12 protein-coding genes are annotated in these 15,683 nt (G+C 73.6%); 10 read left to right on the top strand and 2 right to left on the bottom strand.

Going from position 1 to position 15,683, the window contains the following annotated elements; genetic code table 11:
- The first annotated feature begins 202 nt into the window (after positions 1 to 202).
- Together IH09_RS01950 and IH09_RS01955 are read left to right on the top strand one after the other, a co-directional pair.
- A complete protein-coding gene (locus tag IH09_RS01950; protein WP_052853493.1) occupies positions 203 to 1,339 on the top strand; it encodes a glycerophosphodiester phosphodiesterase in 1,137 nt (378 codons plus the stop codon).
- Between the two features lie 323 nt (positions 1,340 to 1,662).
- Positions 1,663 to 2,166, top strand: a complete 504-nt coding sequence (locus IH09_RS01955) for a GNAT family N-acetyltransferase (protein WP_052853494.1) — start codon at positions 1,663 to 1,665, stop codon at positions 2,164 to 2,166.
- A gap of 55 nt (positions 2,167 to 2,221) precedes the next feature.
- On the opposite strand, the gene IH09_RS01960 is transcribed toward IH09_RS01955, so the two are convergent.
- Complete coding sequence (locus IH09_RS01960) at positions 2,222 to 2,668, bottom strand: hypothetical protein (protein ID WP_052853495.1); 447 nt, start codon at positions 2,666 to 2,668, stop codon at positions 2,222 to 2,224.
- Positions 2,661 to 3,029: a hypothetical protein gene (locus IH09_RS01965; RefSeq protein ID WP_052853496.1), complete on the bottom strand. Its 369-nt coding sequence runs from the start codon at positions 3,027 to 3,029 to the stop codon at positions 2,661 to 2,663. The genes IH09_RS01960 and IH09_RS01965 overlap by 8 nt, the downstream gene beginning before the upstream one ends.
- Positions 3,030 to 3,646: 617 nt before the next feature.
- Here IH09_RS01965 and IH09_RS01970 point away from each other — a divergent pair.
- The 8 genes from IH09_RS01970 (at position 3,647) to IH09_RS02005 (ending at position 15,668) form a co-directional block, all read left to right on the top strand.
- A complete protein-coding gene (locus IH09_RS01970; protein ID WP_052853497.1) occupies positions 3,647 to 4,768 on the top strand; it encodes a methionine ABC transporter ATP-binding protein in 1,122 nt (373 codons plus the stop codon).
- The gene (locus IH09_RS01975) at positions 4,765 to 5,550 is read left to right on the top strand and encodes a methionine ABC transporter permease (RefSeq protein ID WP_052853498.1); all 786 of its coding nucleotides are present in this window, start codon (positions 4,765 to 4,767) and stop codon (positions 5,548 to 5,550) included. The genes IH09_RS01970 and IH09_RS01975 overlap by 4 nt, the downstream gene beginning before the upstream one ends.
- Before the next feature lie 93 nt (positions 5,551 to 5,643).
- Positions 5,644 to 6,501: a MetQ/NlpA family ABC transporter substrate-binding protein gene (locus tag IH09_RS01980; RefSeq protein ID WP_052853781.1), complete on the top strand. Its 858-nt coding sequence runs from the start codon at positions 5,644 to 5,646 to the stop codon at positions 6,499 to 6,501.
- A 233-nt stretch (positions 6,502 to 6,734) separates the two neighbouring features.
- Complete coding sequence (locus IH09_RS01985) at positions 6,735 to 7,370, top strand: GNAT family N-acetyltransferase (RefSeq protein WP_052853499.1); 636 nt, start codon at positions 6,735 to 6,737, stop codon at positions 7,368 to 7,370.
- A 123-nt stretch (positions 7,371 to 7,493) separates the two neighbouring features.
- Entirely contained in the window at positions 7,494 to 8,714 is a 1,221-nt protein-coding gene (gene cbiE, locus IH09_RS01990) for a precorrin-6y C5,15-methyltransferase (decarboxylating) subunit CbiE (protein WP_052853500.1), read from the top strand.
- 235 nt (positions 8,715 to 8,949) lie between these two features.
- Positions 8,950 to 13,407 carry a nicotinate-nucleotide--dimethylbenzimidazole phosphoribosyltransferase gene (cobT, locus tag IH09_RS01995; RefSeq protein WP_052853501.1) on the top strand — a complete coding sequence of 1,486 codons (4,458 nt, stop codon included), beginning with the start codon at positions 8,950 to 8,952 and terminating at the stop codon, positions 13,405 to 13,407.
- A gap of 153 nt (positions 13,408 to 13,560) precedes the next feature.
- Positions 13,561 to 14,796 carry a uroporphyrinogen-III C-methyltransferase gene (cobA, locus tag IH09_RS02000; RefSeq protein ID WP_052853502.1) on the top strand — a complete coding sequence of 412 codons (1,236 nt, stop codon included), beginning with the start codon at positions 13,561 to 13,563 and terminating at the stop codon, positions 14,794 to 14,796.
- 53 nt (positions 14,797 to 14,849) lie between these two features.
- Complete coding sequence (locus IH09_RS02005; protein WP_052853503.1) at positions 14,850 to 15,668, top strand: TrmH family RNA methyltransferase; 819 nt, start codon at positions 14,850 to 14,852, stop codon at positions 15,666 to 15,668.
- Positions 15,669 to 15,683 lie beyond the last annotated feature (15 nt).

Below are 15,683 nucleotides of genomic sequence, written 5' to 3' on the forward strand. Positions count from 1 at the left end.
AGTCACCTCCACTCGCACACCGGGTGCACGGGACCGATACGCAGAGTTGACGCGTGTTGGCCCCATGTTCCCCCGGGCGTCGCCGGGTGTCTCCCCGACGGGGCCCGCCCGTGCTTACGATCGGCCCGTCCGCACCTGTCGATTGACAGGTGCGGGACATCCGGACGGATGCGGACGGACCATCGGAGCGAGGAGCGTGGGCATGCAGAAGCGGGAGCAGCCGGGACGGCGGACGGTGCTGGGGGCCGCGGCCCTCGGCGCGGGAGCGGCGGTACTGGGCGGTGCCGGGCAGGCGAGCGCCCGCGAACGCGGCGGCGCCGGCCACGGGCTGCCGGTCCCGCTGATCATCGGCCACCGCGGTGCCAGCGGCTACCGGCCCGAGCACACGTTCGGCTCCTACCAACTCGCCCTCGACATGGGCGCGGACGTCATCGAGCAGGACCTCGTGCCCACCAAGGACGGCCATCTCCTGTGCCGTCACGAGAACGACATCACCGCCACCACCGATGTCTCCGCGCACCCGGAATTCGCGGACCGCAAGACCACCAAGACCATCGACGGGCAGCAGCTCACCGGCTGGTTCACCGAGGACTTCACGCTCGCCGAGATCAAGACGCTGCGCGCGAAGGAGCGGATACCGGGCAACCGGCAGCACAACACCCTCTACGACGGCCGGTGGGAGGTGCCCACCTTCGACGAGGTCCTCCGATGGGCCGACCGGGAGGGCCGCAAGCGGGGCCGCCCGGTCTGGCTGCACATCGAGACCAAGCACCCCACCTACTTCCGCAAGCTGGGACTGGGCCTGGAGGAGCGGATCGCCAAGGCGCTGCGCGCGTACGGCCGGCACCGGAAGAACTCGCCCAACTTCCTCCAGTCGTTCGAGCCCGGCAGCATCCAGCGGCTGGGCCGGCTGGTCGACTGCCCCAAGGTCGTGCTGCTCTCCACCCTCACCAGCCGGCCCTGGGACTTCGTCGAGGCCGGTGACCCGCGCACGGTCGCCGATCTGGTCACGCCCCGGGGCCTGCGGTGGATCGCCGGATTCGCCGAGGGCATCGGCCCGGACCTGACCGTGATCATCCCGCGGGACAAGGACAACAAGCTCGGCAAGCCCACCCGGGTCGTCAAGGACGCGCACGCCGCCGGGCTCGTGCTCCACCCGTACACGGTCCGCAACGAGAACACCTTCCTGCCGGCCGACCACCGCCGCGGCACCGACCCGAACGCCTACGGCGACGCGTTCGGTGTCTTCCGGGCGTATCTCGCCACCGGGATCGACGGCCTGTTCTCCGACAACCCCGACACGGCGCTGCTGGCCGCCGCGGAGTTCCGCAAGCGCTGACGGACCGGGGCGGGCGGTTCGGGGCCGCCCGCCCCGCCGGAATCTCATCTGAGTTGGGAATGTCACAGAGGAGCTTGGGGCCGGTCTGTTCCTGTTGTCCGTAATGCCTGCGCAGAATGCTCGCGGCCGAGGTTGCCGCCGCGGAAATCCGGGGACTCCGGAAGGAGCAGTGTCAGCCAGGCCAGGACGGCGGCGTGCCGCGCACGGCGCCGCCGGTCAGGGCAGAAACACTCCGGGCGTTCCCCGGCTCTTCGGGGGTGTCCCGGAGAACGGAACCCTCAGCGCGCCCGGATCCGCGACCCGAATAGGGGAGGCATACGCGCATGGGCACCAGCGTGACCATCTCTGCGGCTACCGACCAGGACGCCGAGCAGATCCTCAAACTCCAGTACCTCTGTTATCAGCCGGAGGCCGCGCGGTACGACGACTACGGCATCGAGCCGCTCACCCAGAGCCTGGCCGCCCTCCGGGCCGAACTGGGCGGCGGCTGTGTGCTGGTCGCCCGGCTCGGCGCGGAGGTGGTCGGATCGGTGCGCGGCACGGTCGACGCGACAGGCACCGCGAAAATAGCCAAACTCATCGTGCACCCGCGGCTGCAACGGCACGGCCTCGGCGGCCGGCTGCTCGCCGCGGTCGAGCAGCGGCTCGCCGCCGAGCGGTCCGCCAAGCGCTACCGCCTGCTGACCGGGCAGCGCAGCGAGGGCGATCTGCGGCTGTACCGCAGCCACGGCTACGCACCGGTCGGCACCGAACAGCCCACCCGCAGACTCGGCCTGACCACACTGGAGAAGCCGGTGGCAGCCGAGGCGTACGCCGCCGGAGCCTGACGGCACCGTGGTGCCGGGCCCGTGGCACTCGGGGGCCCGGCACCGCCGGCCGGCGTCACGCCCGCCGGGACCGGCGCAGCCAGATCAGCCCGGTGACGGGCAGGATGACCGGGATGAAGAGGTAGCCCATCCCGTAGTCCGACCAGACGGTGGCGTCGGGGAAGGCGGCGGGGTCCACGAGCGTCCAGGTGCCGATGCCCAGCACCCCGAGCAGCTCCAGCGCGCAGCAGCCGAGCGCGGCCCGGCGGGCGCCCTCACCGCCGCGCACCAGCGAGAAGGTGATGAAGCCGTAGACGACCGCGGAGAGCGCCGAGAGGCTGTAGGCCAGCGGGGCCCGGTCGAACTGGGCGATCAGCTGGTAGAGGGAGCGGGACGCGGCGGCGACGGTGAAGACGCCGTAGAGGGTGACCAGCAGCCGTCCCGGGCCGGTGCCCAGGGAACGCTTCGCCGGGTCGGCGCCCGCGGTGCCGTCGGTCGTGGTGTCCGTCGTGGTCTCAGGCACTGCCGCCTCCCCAGATGTCGAACAGTCGCACTTCCAGCACCGCCAGCACCACGGCACCCGCCGCGACGGTGGCCGAACCCCACCGGGTGCGCTCCGAGAGCGACAGGAAACCGGTCGCGGGAACGCAGGCGGCCGCCCCGAGCAGATACGACACGAAGATCGCGGTGCCCTTGTCCGGCGACTGCCCGCGCGCCAACTGCACGATGCCGATGACCAGTTGGACGACGGCGAGCAGGGACACCACGGCCATGCCGATGAAGTGCCAGTCCTTGGTCGGCTGGTCGCGGTACGCGGCGAAACCGCACCAGGCGGCCAGCGCGAGAGCGGTCACGCCGACCACGAGCGTCAGCGCGTCGATCACCGGGACCTCCGCGCGACGCGGCGGCACACCGTGGGGTTGTGGGGCATGAGGCGACTCTAAACGGCCCGCGCACGGCGCCCGCGTCCGGCCCCGCCGAGGCGTCCGCCGCCCCCGTCGGCCGTGGCGTTGACCACAGCGGGGCGGGCGGGCCACCCGCCCGCCCTACCGCGCCCGGCCACCCGGTCCGCGACATCCGCGCAGGCCAGCGACCGGATCCGGCCGGACCGGCGGCGCGGACCGGGCCGCTGTCCAAGGGCCGGGCGGGCCTGTCCGTCATACGGACGGGCTTGTTCGGCGCTCACCCCCGTCTGGTTTACTTGCCGACATGACCACGACGAGCAGCCGCACCCTTGCGACCGAGGCGACCACGACGCCCGGTGCTCGTTGCATGTGTCGAATGTGTGACCGCTGAGGGCCCCCGCCTGAGCCTCGCGCCCCGAAGCGAGACCCATCGCCCCATGCCGTATGTCCGTCCGCCATGACAGACCCGGTAGCCCCGCGTCACCGGAACCCGAAGCCGGGCCCTTCGCCCTCCGGGTTCCCCCCTGCCGCACTCGCAAGAATGCCCCGTGCCCGGTGGGCGAGCCACCGAGCACTCGACAGTGACGGAATTCCCTGTGATCACCACAACGGGCCTGACCAAGGTCTACCGCTCAGGAGACCGCGAAGTCACCGCCCTGGACGGCGTCGATCTGCACGTCCGCGAGGGCGAGGTGTACGGCGTCATCGGCCAGAGCGGCGCCGGTAAATCCACCCTCATCCGCTGCCTCAACCTCCTGGAGCGCCCCACCTCCGGCACGGTCACCGTCGCCGGCCAGGACCTGACCGCGCTCGCCGGACGCGGGAAGCGCGCGAACGCCGGGCTCCGCGCCGCCCGCAGCCATATCGGCATGGTCTTCCAGCACTTCAACCTGCTGTCCTCGCGGACCGTCCAGGACAATGTCGAGCTGCCCCTGGAGATCCTCAAGGTCGACCGCCGCGAGCGCGCCCGCAAGGCCCGGGAACTGCTGGACCTGGTCGGCCTCGCCGACAAGGCCACGGCGTACCCCGCCCAGCTCTCCGGCGGCCAGAAGCAGCGGGTCGGCATCGCCCGCGCGCTGGCCGGCGACCCCAAGGTGCTCCTCTCCGACGAGGCCACCAGCGCCCTGGACCCGGAGACCACCCGCTCGATCCTCCAGCTGCTGCGCGACCTCAACCGCCAGCTGGGCCTGACCGTCGTACTCATCACGCACGAGATGGACGTCGTCAAGACGATCTGCGACTCGGCCGCGCTGATGAAGGGCGGGCGCGTCGTCGAGCAGGGCACCGTCGCCGGTCTGCTGGCCACCCCCGGCTCCGAGCTGGCCCGGGAACTGTTCCCGGTCGGCGGCGAGCCCTCGGACGGGAACCGCACGGTCGTCGACATCACCTTCCACGGCGCGGCCGCCACCCGGCCGGTGATCTCCGAGCTGTCGCGTACGTACAACGTCGACATCTCGATCCTCGGCGCCGCCATGGACACCGTCGGCGGCAAGCAGATCGGCCGGATGCGCATCGAACTCCCCGGCCGCTTCGAGGAGAACGTCGTGCCCATCGGCTTCCTGCGCGAGCAGGGACTCCAGGTCGATGTCGCCGACGGTGCCGACGGCGACGCCGAAAACGCTGACAACGCCGACAACACAGCACCGGCCGACGCCGCCGTGCCCACCCCCGCGAACCCGGCGCCCGCCGCCTCGCCGCTCAAGGAAGGTGCCAAGTGAGCTGGAGCGACATGCAGCCGCTGCTGTACGACAACACCCTCGACACGCTCTTCATGGTGTGGTGGTCGACGGTCTACGCGGTGCTCATCGGCATCCCGATCGGCGTGCTGCTGCATCTGACCGACCGCGGCGCGATGCTCCAGAACGCCGTGGTGTACAAGGTGCTCGGCGCGATCGTGAACATCGGACGGTCCCTCCCGTTCCTGATCCTGATCGTGGTGCTGATCCCCTTCACCCGGCTCCTCGTCGGCGTCTCCATCGGCCCGACCGGCGCCGTCGTCCCGCTCGCCATCGCCGCCATCCCGTTCTTCGCCCGGCTGGTGGAGGCCGCGCTGCGCGAGGTGGACCACGGGCTGGTCGAGGCCGCCCAGGCCATGGGCGGCGGCACCTGGACGATCATCTTCAAGGTGCTCCTCCCGCAGGCGCTGCCCGCACTGGTCGCGGGCACCACCACCACCGTCATCACACTGATCGGCTACTCCGCGACCGCCGGTGCGGTCGGCGCCGGCGGTCTGGGCAACCTCGCCTACACCTACGGCTACCAGCAGTACGAGACCGCGCTGATGATCACCACCGTCGTGGAGCTGATCGTCCTCGTCACCCTCGTTCAGCTCCTCGGCGACCTGATCGTGCGCCGGCTCGCCGGCCGGGGCACCCGGGTCCCCGCCACGATGCGCGTCGGGCTGCGGCGCGCACCGGCCGCGGCGGCCCCCCTGGCGGAGCCCGCCACCTCACCGGAGGCCGGGACCGCCGCCCCCCTGGGGGCCGGCAAGACCCCGTAACCCGGGACCCACAGGACGAGCCCGGACCCTTTGCCGGGCGTACCTCCGCACGTGCCCACCGCACGCGCGAGACCCAAGAAAGAGGCACTCTTCGTGCGCAACACCATCAAGATCACCGTGGCCATCGCCGCCGCTGCCGCCGTCGCCCTCGGCGCGAGCGCGTGCAGCGCCCCCTCCGACACCACGGCCAGCGCCGACAAGGACGACAAGAACGCCCCCCTCGTCGTCGCCGCGAGCCCCACCCCGCACGCCGTCATCCTCGACTTCGTCAAGAAGAACCTGGCCGAAAAGGCCGGGCTCAAGCTCGAGGTCAAGCCGTTCAACGACTACAAGATCCCGAACAAGGTCACCGACGACGGCCAGGTGGACGCCAACTTCTTCCAGCACAAGCCGTTCCTCGACACCTTCAACAAGGAGAACGGCACGGACATCGTGCCGGTCGTGAACGTCCTCATCGAGCCGCTCGGCGTCTACTCCAAGAAGATCCACAAGATCACCGACCTCAAGGCCGGCAACAGCGTCTCGGTCCCCAACGACCCCTCCAACGAGGGCCGTGCGCTCAAGCTGCTCGCCGACAACGGCGTGATCACCCTCAAGCCCGGCGTCGGCGCGGAAGCCAAGCTCACCGATGTCCAGGACAACAAGGGCATCAAGATCACGGAGCTGGAGGCCGCCCAGACCGCGCCGCGTCTCGACGACGTCGACGCCGCGGTCATCAACGGCAACTTCGCCATCGGCGCGCACCTCAAGCCCTCCACCGACGCGCTGGCCCTGGAGAAGGCGAAGGACAACCCGTACGCCAACTTCCTGGCCGTCAAGAAGGGCAAGGAGAACGACCCGCGGATCCAGAAGCTCGCCAAGCTCCTGAACTCCGACGAGGTCAAGAAGTTCCTGGAGGACAAGTACAAGGACGGCTCCGTCATCCCGGCCTTCGGTCCCGCCAAGAGCTGACGCCCCCTCCGCCGCGGCGGCCGCCGTACCACGGCCGCCCGCACGGATCACGGACGGGCCCCGGACCCGCGCAGCGCGCGGCCGGGGCCCACGCGCGTGGCACATCCGCGGGCGGATGCTGCATGCTGGTGCACTCAAGACGGTCAAGACGGTCAAGACGGCCCGTGCCGGTACGGCGACGACGGCCCGAATCGTCCCCCGAGCAATACGGCCAACGGCGTGGGAGCAGCGGCATGACATCCACCTTTCCGGACATCTCCATCAGCACGGAACGGTTGGTGCTGCGCCCCTTCGAGGAGGCCGATGTGCCCGCCCTCGCCGAGATGATGGGCGACGAACTCGTCACCGCCTGGAGCTCGCTGCCGCACCCCTACACCACCGAGGACGCCCGCGCCTGGGCCACCGGACAGGCCGCCGCCGTCCGCACCGCGGGCCGCGGCATCGCCCTGGCCGTCACCGAGTTCCTCACCCAGCGGCTGGTCGGCACCGTCCATCTCGACCACACCGACTGGCGGGTGCGCAGCGCCGAGGTCGGCTACGTCACCGCCCCCTGGGCGCGCGGTGAGGGCTATGCCTCCGAGTCCGTGCTCGCGGTCGCCCAGTGGCTCTTCCAGAACCACGGATTCGAGCGCGTCGAGCTGCGCACCCCGGCCGACAACACCGCCTCCCAGCAGGTCGCCCAGAAGGTCGGCTGCATCAGCGAGGGCGTCCTGCGCAACGCCTGGATAGCCCGCAGCCGCACCGAGGACGGCGGCTGGACGGACATCCGCACCGATCTGATCGTGTGGAGCCTGCTGCCCGAGGACCTCGACGGGCTCCCCGCCCGGATGGCCGACGCGAACGGATTCGCCTACCCCGAGTGGAACTGAGGCCCCGCCACCTCTGCGGTCCGGACCTTCCGGGGTAGTCTCGGCCTGCCGCGCACCCGCAGACCTGCGAGGCCCTGCCGACCCCGCCCCCGCACCCACAGCAGCCCCAGGAGACTGACGAGCATGGCCGACCGGGTCACGGTGATCGGATGGGACGGCTCCGCACTGACGACCGCCGCCCGCTCCGCCCTCGGCGCCGCGACGCTGGTGGCCGGCGCCGCCCACCATCTCGCCCTGCCGGAAGTCCCGCCGGGCGCCGAGCGGATCCGGCTCGGCAGCGTGAGCCTGGCCGCCCGCCGCATCGCCCAGCACCGCGGCACCGCCGTCGTCCTCGCCGACGGCGACCCCGGCTTCTTCGGCGTCGTCCGCACCCTGCGGGCCCCCGAACACGGTCTGGAGGTCGAGGTGGTGCCGGCCGTCTCGTCCGTCGCCACCGCCTTCGCACGGGCCGGCATGCCCTGGGACGACGCCCAGATCGTCGTCGCCCACAGCCGCGATCTGCGCCGCGCGGTCAATGTCTGCCGCGCCCACACCAAGGTCGCGGTGCTCACCTCGCCCGGCGCGGGCCCCGCCGAACTCGCCCTGCTGCTGACGGGTGTCCACCGCACCTTCGTCATCTGCGAGGCGCTGGGCACCGACCGGGAACGGGTGACGGTTCTCACCTCCGACAAGGTCGCCGACCTCGACTGGCGCGACCCCAACGTCGTCATCGTCATCGGCGGTTCGCCCGGCGGCGCCGCGGCCCAGGGGACCGGCTGGATCGCCGCCCACGAGGTGGGCCATCCGACCGGCCCGCGCGGCTGGGGACTCCCGGCCCGCGCCTACGGCGGCGTCCTGGACGAGGGGGAGTCCGTCCAGCTGCGCACCGCCCAACTGGCCCGCCTCGGCCCCCGGGTCGGCGACCTGGTCTGGGACATCGGCTCCGGCAACGGCGCCGCCGCCGTCGAGGCCGCGCGGTTCGGCGCCGCCGTCATCGCGGTGGACGCCGACCCGGACGCCTGCGGCCGCACCGCCGCGGTCGCCCGGCGCCACGGCGTCCAGCTCCAGATCGTGCACGGCCGCGCGCCGCAGATCCTCGAAGACCTCCCCGAGCCGGATGTGGTGCGGGTCGGCGGCGGGGGAGCGGCGGTCATCGCCGCCTGCGCCGCCCGTCGGCCGGAGCGGATCGTGGCACACGCCGCGACCAGGGACGAGGCCGAATCGCTCGGCGGCGCCCTGGCCGACGGCGGGTACGACGTCGAGTGCGTGCTGCTCCAGTCCGTGGACCTGGACACCTCGGTCTGGGTCGAACGCGAGCGCGCCGTCGTCTTTCTGCTGAGCGGTTACCGCGTTTCTCACCCGTGACCGGGTCGCCGACCCGTGGGAGGTAGGCTGGCGGATCGTTGCGCCGCCGTTCCGCGTTCGGCTTCGTACACCAATATCCGGAAAATTCCGCGGTTTTGGATGAAAATGAAGCTCTGGAGGGCGGACGTGCCGCGAGGCGGGCCCGCTCGTTCTAGCTATCGAGGCGTCGGCGCGCCCCGGTGAGCGCGTCGTACGAGCGGTTGGAAGGAGCACTACCAATGGGCGAGGGGTACGCATGACCGACACCGGCCAGGTCCCGGGCGAGGGACTGCCGGAGAACGCAGGCGGACATCCCGGGCAGCCGCAGCCGGCGGCCGTTCCCTCCCCTGTCGACACCGGAACGACGGAGCAGCCGGGCATCGTCCCCGCTCCGGCCGCGTATCCCTACCTCGACCCGGTCGACGGCGTCCCCGAGGACGACGATCTGCTCCTGATGCCGAGCGCCCAGGGCGCCTGGAGCGAGCAGCCGGCCCCCCAGCCGCAGCCGCACGGGAACCCGCAGGTCCAGGCCCGTCAGCCGCAGCAGAACGCACCGTACGCCACGGCCGCCGCGGGCTCGCCGATGCCCGCGCACACCGGTGACCACGAGAGCGGCGGCCGGGATTCCGGTGCGGTCGACCTCGGCGCCGTCCGTTCGCCGCAGGGCCGGACACCGGCAGCCGCGCCCGCGCGCCGTCCGCTGCACATGGGCCCGCCCGTCCCCGAGACGACCGGCGGGGTGGTCCGCTCGCTCGCCGACCGCGGCCCGGCCGCCGCGCCCCAGCCGCCCGCCGGCCCCCCCGCAGGCGCCCCCGAATACCTCGACGTCCCGGACGCCACCCCCGCCACCACCATGGGCGAGCAGCCGATCGGCGGCCCGCCGCCCGTCGCCCAGGCGTACCCCGAGCAGTCCTTCGGGGAGCCGTCACCCACGGCGCAGCCGTTCGGCGTGCCGTCCTATGACCAGTCGTCCTACAGCGAGCAGATGTACGGCGCCCCGGGCCAGGGCCCGCTGCCCGGCCCGCAGCTCGGCGAGATCCCGTCCCGGATGCCGCCGTGGAACGAGGCATCGGCGCAGGCGGTAGCGGCGCCGGTGGCGGAAACGGCCGACCACGCCGCGGCGGCACCCGCCGGGGAAGCCGCCGCCGGTACCGGCGCGGCGGCCCAGACCGCTCCGCAGGCCGCGGAAGCGCCGCGGCAGGCACCCGTCCCGGCGCCGGACGAGGACGCCGGGGAGGCCACGGACGGCGAGGCCGCCGGGCCCGCCGCCGACGCCGCCCCGGGCGAGCCCGACGGCACAGCGGCGACGGGCGGACCGCAGGGCGAGGACGCGGCGCTGACCGCGGCCCCGGCGGCGGAGCCCGCGCCCCAGACCACGGCACAGCAGGAGCCGGAGCCGGCCGGGCCGCAGGACACGGCGGCGACTGGCCAGGAGGTGTCGGAGACCGTTGCGGCGGAGACGGCCGTACCGGAATCGGCCGTCCCGGAGACCGTCACGCCGGACACCGCTGTACCGGAGACCGCCCTCTCGGAAGCGTCCGCACCGGAAGCGTCCGTGCATGAAGCGTCCGCGCAGGACGCACCCGTGCCGGATGCCGTCGCCCTCCACCCGCAGTCCCCGGCAGTCGCCGAGGCCCCGCAGCAGACCGTGGACCCTGACCAGGCCGCCCGGACCGCACAGGACGTCCAGCCTGCCCAGGCCGAGGTGCCGGGCCCGCCCGTCGGTACCCCGTCCGCGCCGGACGGTACCGCCGGGGAGCCGGTCGACCGCCCGGCGCCGGAAGCCGGGCAGCCCGAACCGGCCGTGCCGGCCGCCGACGCGTACCCGGAAGCCGAAGCGCACCCGGACACCGACCGGGCGGCGCAGAGCGCACCCGCGGCGCAGAACACCCAGGCGCCGCAGGGCCCGCGGCTCGTCGTCCCGGCGCAGCCCGCCGATCCGGCGCTGCCCGCCCCGGCCGGGCCCGAGGCCGCCGCCGACGACACCCCGCTCGCCCGGCCCGTGGCGTCCGCCGACGAATCGCAGCCCGCGGCGGCCCAGGCCGACGCGCCGACCCCTGCCGATGCCCCGACCCTGCCCGCCGCCCCGGCTGAGCCCGAGGCTCCGGCCGCGTCCGCCGCCCCAGCCGCGCCCGACGCCGCCCCGGTGGCCACGGCAGCCGCGACCGTCCCACCGGAGGTCGTCGCCCCCCAGAGCCCGGTCGCGGAGCCCGCGGCCGACGACGGCACGTCCCCGGAGCAGGCCGGCATAGAGCGGCCCGAGGCGCGGCAGCCGGTCGCCGGGCCGCCGCAGCCCGGGGCTTCCACCGAGACCGCGGACGCGCCAGCCGCCGCGCCCGGCGCGGCCCCCGCCGATCCTGCGCAGCGCCAGGACCAGGACACCCCGGCCGGGCAGCCGCAGCTCGTACCGGCCGGTCCGCACGACCCCGGCGCAACGGCCGCACAGGCCACCCCGGCCGACGCGGCGCCCGAGCCGGTGCCGGCCGCCGAGCCTGTCGCCGAAGCCGAAGCCGAAGCCGAAGCCGAAGCCGAAGCCGTCACCGGATCCGCAACCGTCGCCGAGCCCGTCACCGAAGCCGGCGCAGCGCCCCTCCCCGCCGACGCCGAGCCCGTCGAGGCCGCCGAGCCCGGCACCGTCGAGCCGCCGGCCGGCACTCCGTCGGCCGCCGTCCGCATCCCGGCCCAGGCGGCCGGCGGTACGACCGCGGCCCCCGCGGCTCCCCCCGTTGGCGCGGCCGCCGCGGACACGCCCCCGCACCAGCGGGACGCCTCCGAGCCCGAGAACCGGGACGACGACCGGTCCACGGTCGCGGACCAGGCCCACCCCGAGGCAGTGACCGCCGACTCCGGCCCCGCCGCCGCACCCACCGATGCGGCCGGTGTACCCGTCCGCGCCATGCTCCCCACCCAGCCCCAGCCCCAGGACGGCGCGCCCGTGGACAACGTCATGGACACCAGCGGTGCCCCGATCCCGATCCCGGCCCCGGCCGCCGGATACGACGACTCCGAACGCGCCGCCGTACACCGCGTGATGCGCGAGCGCCGGGACATCCGCAACGGCTTCCGCGGCGACCCGATCCCCAACGAGGTGCTGCTGCGCGTCCTGGAGGCGGCGCACACCGCTCCCAGCGTCGGCCACTCCCAGCCCTGGGACTTCGTCGTCATCCGCTCGGACGAGACCCGCGAGAAGATGCACCGGCTCGCGATGGAGCAGCGCGACGCGTACGCCGCGTCGCTGCCCAAGGCCCGCGCCAAGCAGTTCCGCGAGCTCAAGATCGAGGCGATCCTCGAAACGCCGGTCAACATCGTCGTCACCGCCGATTCCACCCGCGGCGGCCGGCACACCCTCGGCCGGCACACCCAGCCGCAGATGGCCCCGTACTCCTCCGCGCTCGCCGTCGAGAACCTCTGGCTCGCGGCCCGCGCCGAGGGCCTGGGCGTCGGCTGGGTCAGCTTCTTCGACGAGCGGGAGATGGTCCAGGCCCTGGGCCTGCCCGACCACCTCGAAGTCGTCGCCTACCTGTGCATCGGCTATGTCGACGAGTTCCCGGACGAGCCCGAGCTCATGCAGGCCGGCTGGTCCAAGCGCCGCCCGCTGTCCTGGGTCGTCCACGAGGAGACGTACGGACGCCGGGCGCTGCCCGGTGAGGACCCGCACGACCTGCTCCAGGAGACGCTTCAGGGCATCCGCCCGCTGGACGCCAAGGCGCTCGGCGAGGCATGGGAGCGGCAGAAGCGGATGACCAAGCCCGCCGGGGCGCTGGGCATGCTGGAGATCATCTCCGCGCAGCTGTCCGGACTGTCCCGCAAGTGCCCGCCGCCGATCCCGGAGCCGGCCGCCGTCGCGATCTTCGCGGGCGACCACGGTGTGCACGCCCAGGGAGTGACCCCCTGGCCCCAGGAGGTCACCGGCCAGATGGTCGCCAACTTCCTCGGCGGCGGCGCGGTCTGCAACGCCTTCGCCCACCAGGTCGGCGCCGAGGTCTGCGTGGTGGACGTCGGCGTGGCGGGCGAACTCCCCGCCACCCCCGGGCTGCTGCCCCGCAAGGTCCGCCCCGGTACCGACGACTTCACCACCGGCCCGGCGATGAGCCAGGAAGACGTGCTGAAGGCGATCGAGGTCGGCATCGAGACCGCCCGCGACCTCGTCGCGGCGGGCAACAAGGCGCTGCTGACCGGTGAGATGGGCATCGCCAACACCACCACCTCCGCCGCGCTGATCTCCGTCTACACCGACACCGACCCCGTCGAGGTCACCGGCCGGGGTACGGGCATCAACGACGAGACGCACGCCCGCAAGGTCGAGGTGGTCCGCCGCGCCCTGGAACTCCACCAGCCCGACCCGAACGACCCCATCGGCGTGCTCGCCGCGGTCGGCGGCCTGGAGCATGCCGCCCTCGTCGGCCTGATCCTGGGCGGCGCCTCGCTGCGTACGCCGGTCATCCTCGACGGCGTCAGCGCGGGTGCCGCGGCCCTGGTGGCGCGGGCCATCGCCCCCGAGGCGCTGGCCGCCTGCATCGCCGGCCACCGCAGCGCCGAGCCCGGCCATGTCGCGGCCCTGACCAAGCTGGGCCTGCGCCCGCTGGTCGACCTCGACCTGCGGCTGGGCGAGGGCACCGGCGCCCTGCTGGCCCTGCCCGTGGTGCAGAGCGCCGCCCGCGCCATGCACGAGGTCGCCACCTTCGACTCGGCCGGTGTGACCGAGAAGAGCTGACCGGCACCCGCCCGCGCACGGCCCCCCGGCCCACAGCCCCCTAGGCTGTGGGCCGGGGCTGTACCCCTCACCGGGCCCCACCACCCCTCACCAGCCGCTTCGGCGCCGCAGCGGCGACGACCCGAACCATCCGTACAAGGAGCCGTACCCGCCATGGCCGAGCACCCCGCCGAACACGCCGCCTACCCCGTCGGACTGCGGCTGTCCGGCCGTCGTGTGGTCGTCCTCGGGGCAGGCCAGGTCGCCCAGCGCCGCCTCCCCGCGCTCGTCGCGGCCGGTGCCGACGTCCTGCTGATCTCCCCCTCGGCCACCCCCTCCGTCGAGGCGATGGCCGACACCGGCGGAATCCGCTGGGAGCGCCGTCGCTACCAGGCGGGCGATCTCGCCGGCGCCTGGTACGCGCTGATCTCCACCGACGACCCCGAGGCCAACACCGCGGCCTCCCAGGAGGCCGAGGACCGCCGGGTGTGGTGCGTACGCGCCGACGACGCGGAGGCCGCCACCGCCTGGACCCCGGCCACCGGCCGCAGCGAGGGCGTCACCGTCGCGGTGCTCACCGGCCGCGACCCGCGCCGCTCCGCCGCCGTACGCGACGCCATCGTCGAGGGCCTGCGGGACGGCAGCCTCGCCGCCCCGCACCACCGCCGCCCGCACACCCCCGGCGTGGCGCTGGTCGGCGGCGGTCCCGGCGACCCCGACCTCATCACTGTGCGCGGCCGCCGGCTGCTCGCCGAGGCGGACGTCGTCATCGCCGACCGGCTCGGCCCCCGCGATCTGCTCGCCGAACTCCCGCCGCACGTCGAGGTCATCGACGCCGCGAAGATCCCCTACGGCCGGTTCATGGCCCAGGAGGCCATCAACCAGGCTCTCATCGAGCACGCCAAGGCGGGCAAGGCCGTGGTCCGCCTCAAGGGCGGCGACCCGTTCGTCTTCGGCCGCGGTATGGAAGAGGCCCAGGCGCTCGCCGAGGCCGGTATCCCCTGCACGGTCGTGCCCGGCATCTCCAGCTCCATCAGCGTCCCCGGCGCCGCCGGCATCCCCGTCACCCACCGCGGGGTGGCCCACGAGTTCACCGTCGTGAGCGGCCACGTCGCCCCCGACGACGCGCGGTCGCTCGTCGACTGGTCCGCGCTCGCCAAGCTGCGCGGCACCCTCGTCGTCCTGATGGGCGTGGAGAACAGCGGCGCCATAGCCGCCACGCTCATCGCCCACGGCCGCGCCACCGATACCCCCGTGGCCGTCGTCCAGGAGGGCACCACCGCGGCCCAGCGCCGCGTCGAGGCCACCCTCGCGACCCTCGGCGAGACCGTACGGGCCGAGGGCGTCCGGCCGCCGGCCGTCATCGTCATCGGGGACGTCGTCACCGTCGCCGCCCGCACCCCCAGGTAACCGATCCCGTACGCGGCCTCGGCACCCCGACACCGACAAGGCACTATCTCCCCGTGGCAGAAATCATCACCGTCGACGACCCGGACGACCCGCGCCTGAGCGACTACACCGGCCTCACCGATGTGGAACTGCGCCGCCGCCGCGAACCCGCCGAGGGACTGTTCATCGCCGAGGGCGAGAAGGTCATCCGGCGGGCCCGGCAGGCCGGCTACGAGATGCGCTCCATGCTGCTCTCCGCCAAGTGGGTCGACGTCATGCGCGACGTCATCGACGAGATACCGGCCCCGGTCTACGCCGTCCACCCGGACCTCGCCGAGCGGGTCACCGGCTACCACGTCCATCGCGGCGCCCTGGCGTCCATGCAGCGCAAACCGCTGCCCGCGGCCGCCGAACTGCTCGGCACCGCCCGCCGCATCGTGGTCATGGAGGCGGTCAACGACCACACCAACATCGGGGCGATCTTCCGCAGCGCCGCGGCCCTCGGCATGGACGCCGTGCTGCTCTCCCCGGACTGCGCCGACCCGCTCTACCGCCGCTCGGTGAAGGTCTCCATGGGCGCCGTGTTCTCCGTGCCGTACGCCCGCCTGACGAGCTGGCCCAGGGACCTGGCGACGGTACGGGAAGCGGGCTTCAAGCTGCTCGCGCTGACCCCCGCGGAGCGGGCCACGGCCATCGACGAGGCGGCCGTGCACACCCTGGAGCGCGCCGCCCTGATGCTCGGCGCGGAGGGCGGCGGCCTGACCACCGGCGCCCTGCGGGCCGCCGACGAATGGGTCCGCATCCCGATGGCGCACGGTGTGGACTCGCTCAACGTGGGCGCGGCGGCCGCGGTCGCCTTCTACGCGGTCGCGACGGGCCGCCCGGAAGCCTGACCGGCACGCGCCGGG

Origin of the sequence: Streptomyces celluloflavus (assembly GCA_000720995.1) — a bacterium.
Classification (GTDB): Bacteria; Actinomycetota; Actinomycetes; order Streptomycetales; family Streptomycetaceae; genus Streptomyces; species Streptomyces celluloflavus.

What these genes read in the sequence shown, in the direction of transcription:
- cobA (WP_052853502.1), top strand. Translation starts at nt 13,561, where the DNA reads ATGGCCGAGCACCCCGCCGAACACGCCGCCTACCCCGTCGGACTGCGG.
- IH09_RS01985 (WP_052853499.1), top strand. Translation starts at nt 6,735, where the DNA reads ATGACATCCACCTTTCCGGACATCTCCATCAGCACGGAACGGTTGGTG.
- IH09_RS01950 (WP_052853493.1), top strand. Translation starts at nt 203, where the DNA reads ATGCAGAAGCGGGAGCAGCCGGGACGGCGGACGGTGCTGGGGGCCGCG.
- IH09_RS01955 (WP_052853494.1), top strand. Translation starts at nt 1,663, where the DNA reads ATGGGCACCAGCGTGACCATCTCTGCGGCTACCGACCAGGACGCCGAG.
- cobT (WP_052853501.1), top strand. Translation starts at nt 8,950, where the DNA reads ATGACCGACACCGGCCAGGTCCCGGGCGAGGGACTGCCGGAGAACGCA.
- cbiE (WP_052853500.1), top strand. Translation starts at nt 7,494, where the DNA reads ATGGCCGACCGGGTCACGGTGATCGGATGGGACGGCTCCGCACTGACG.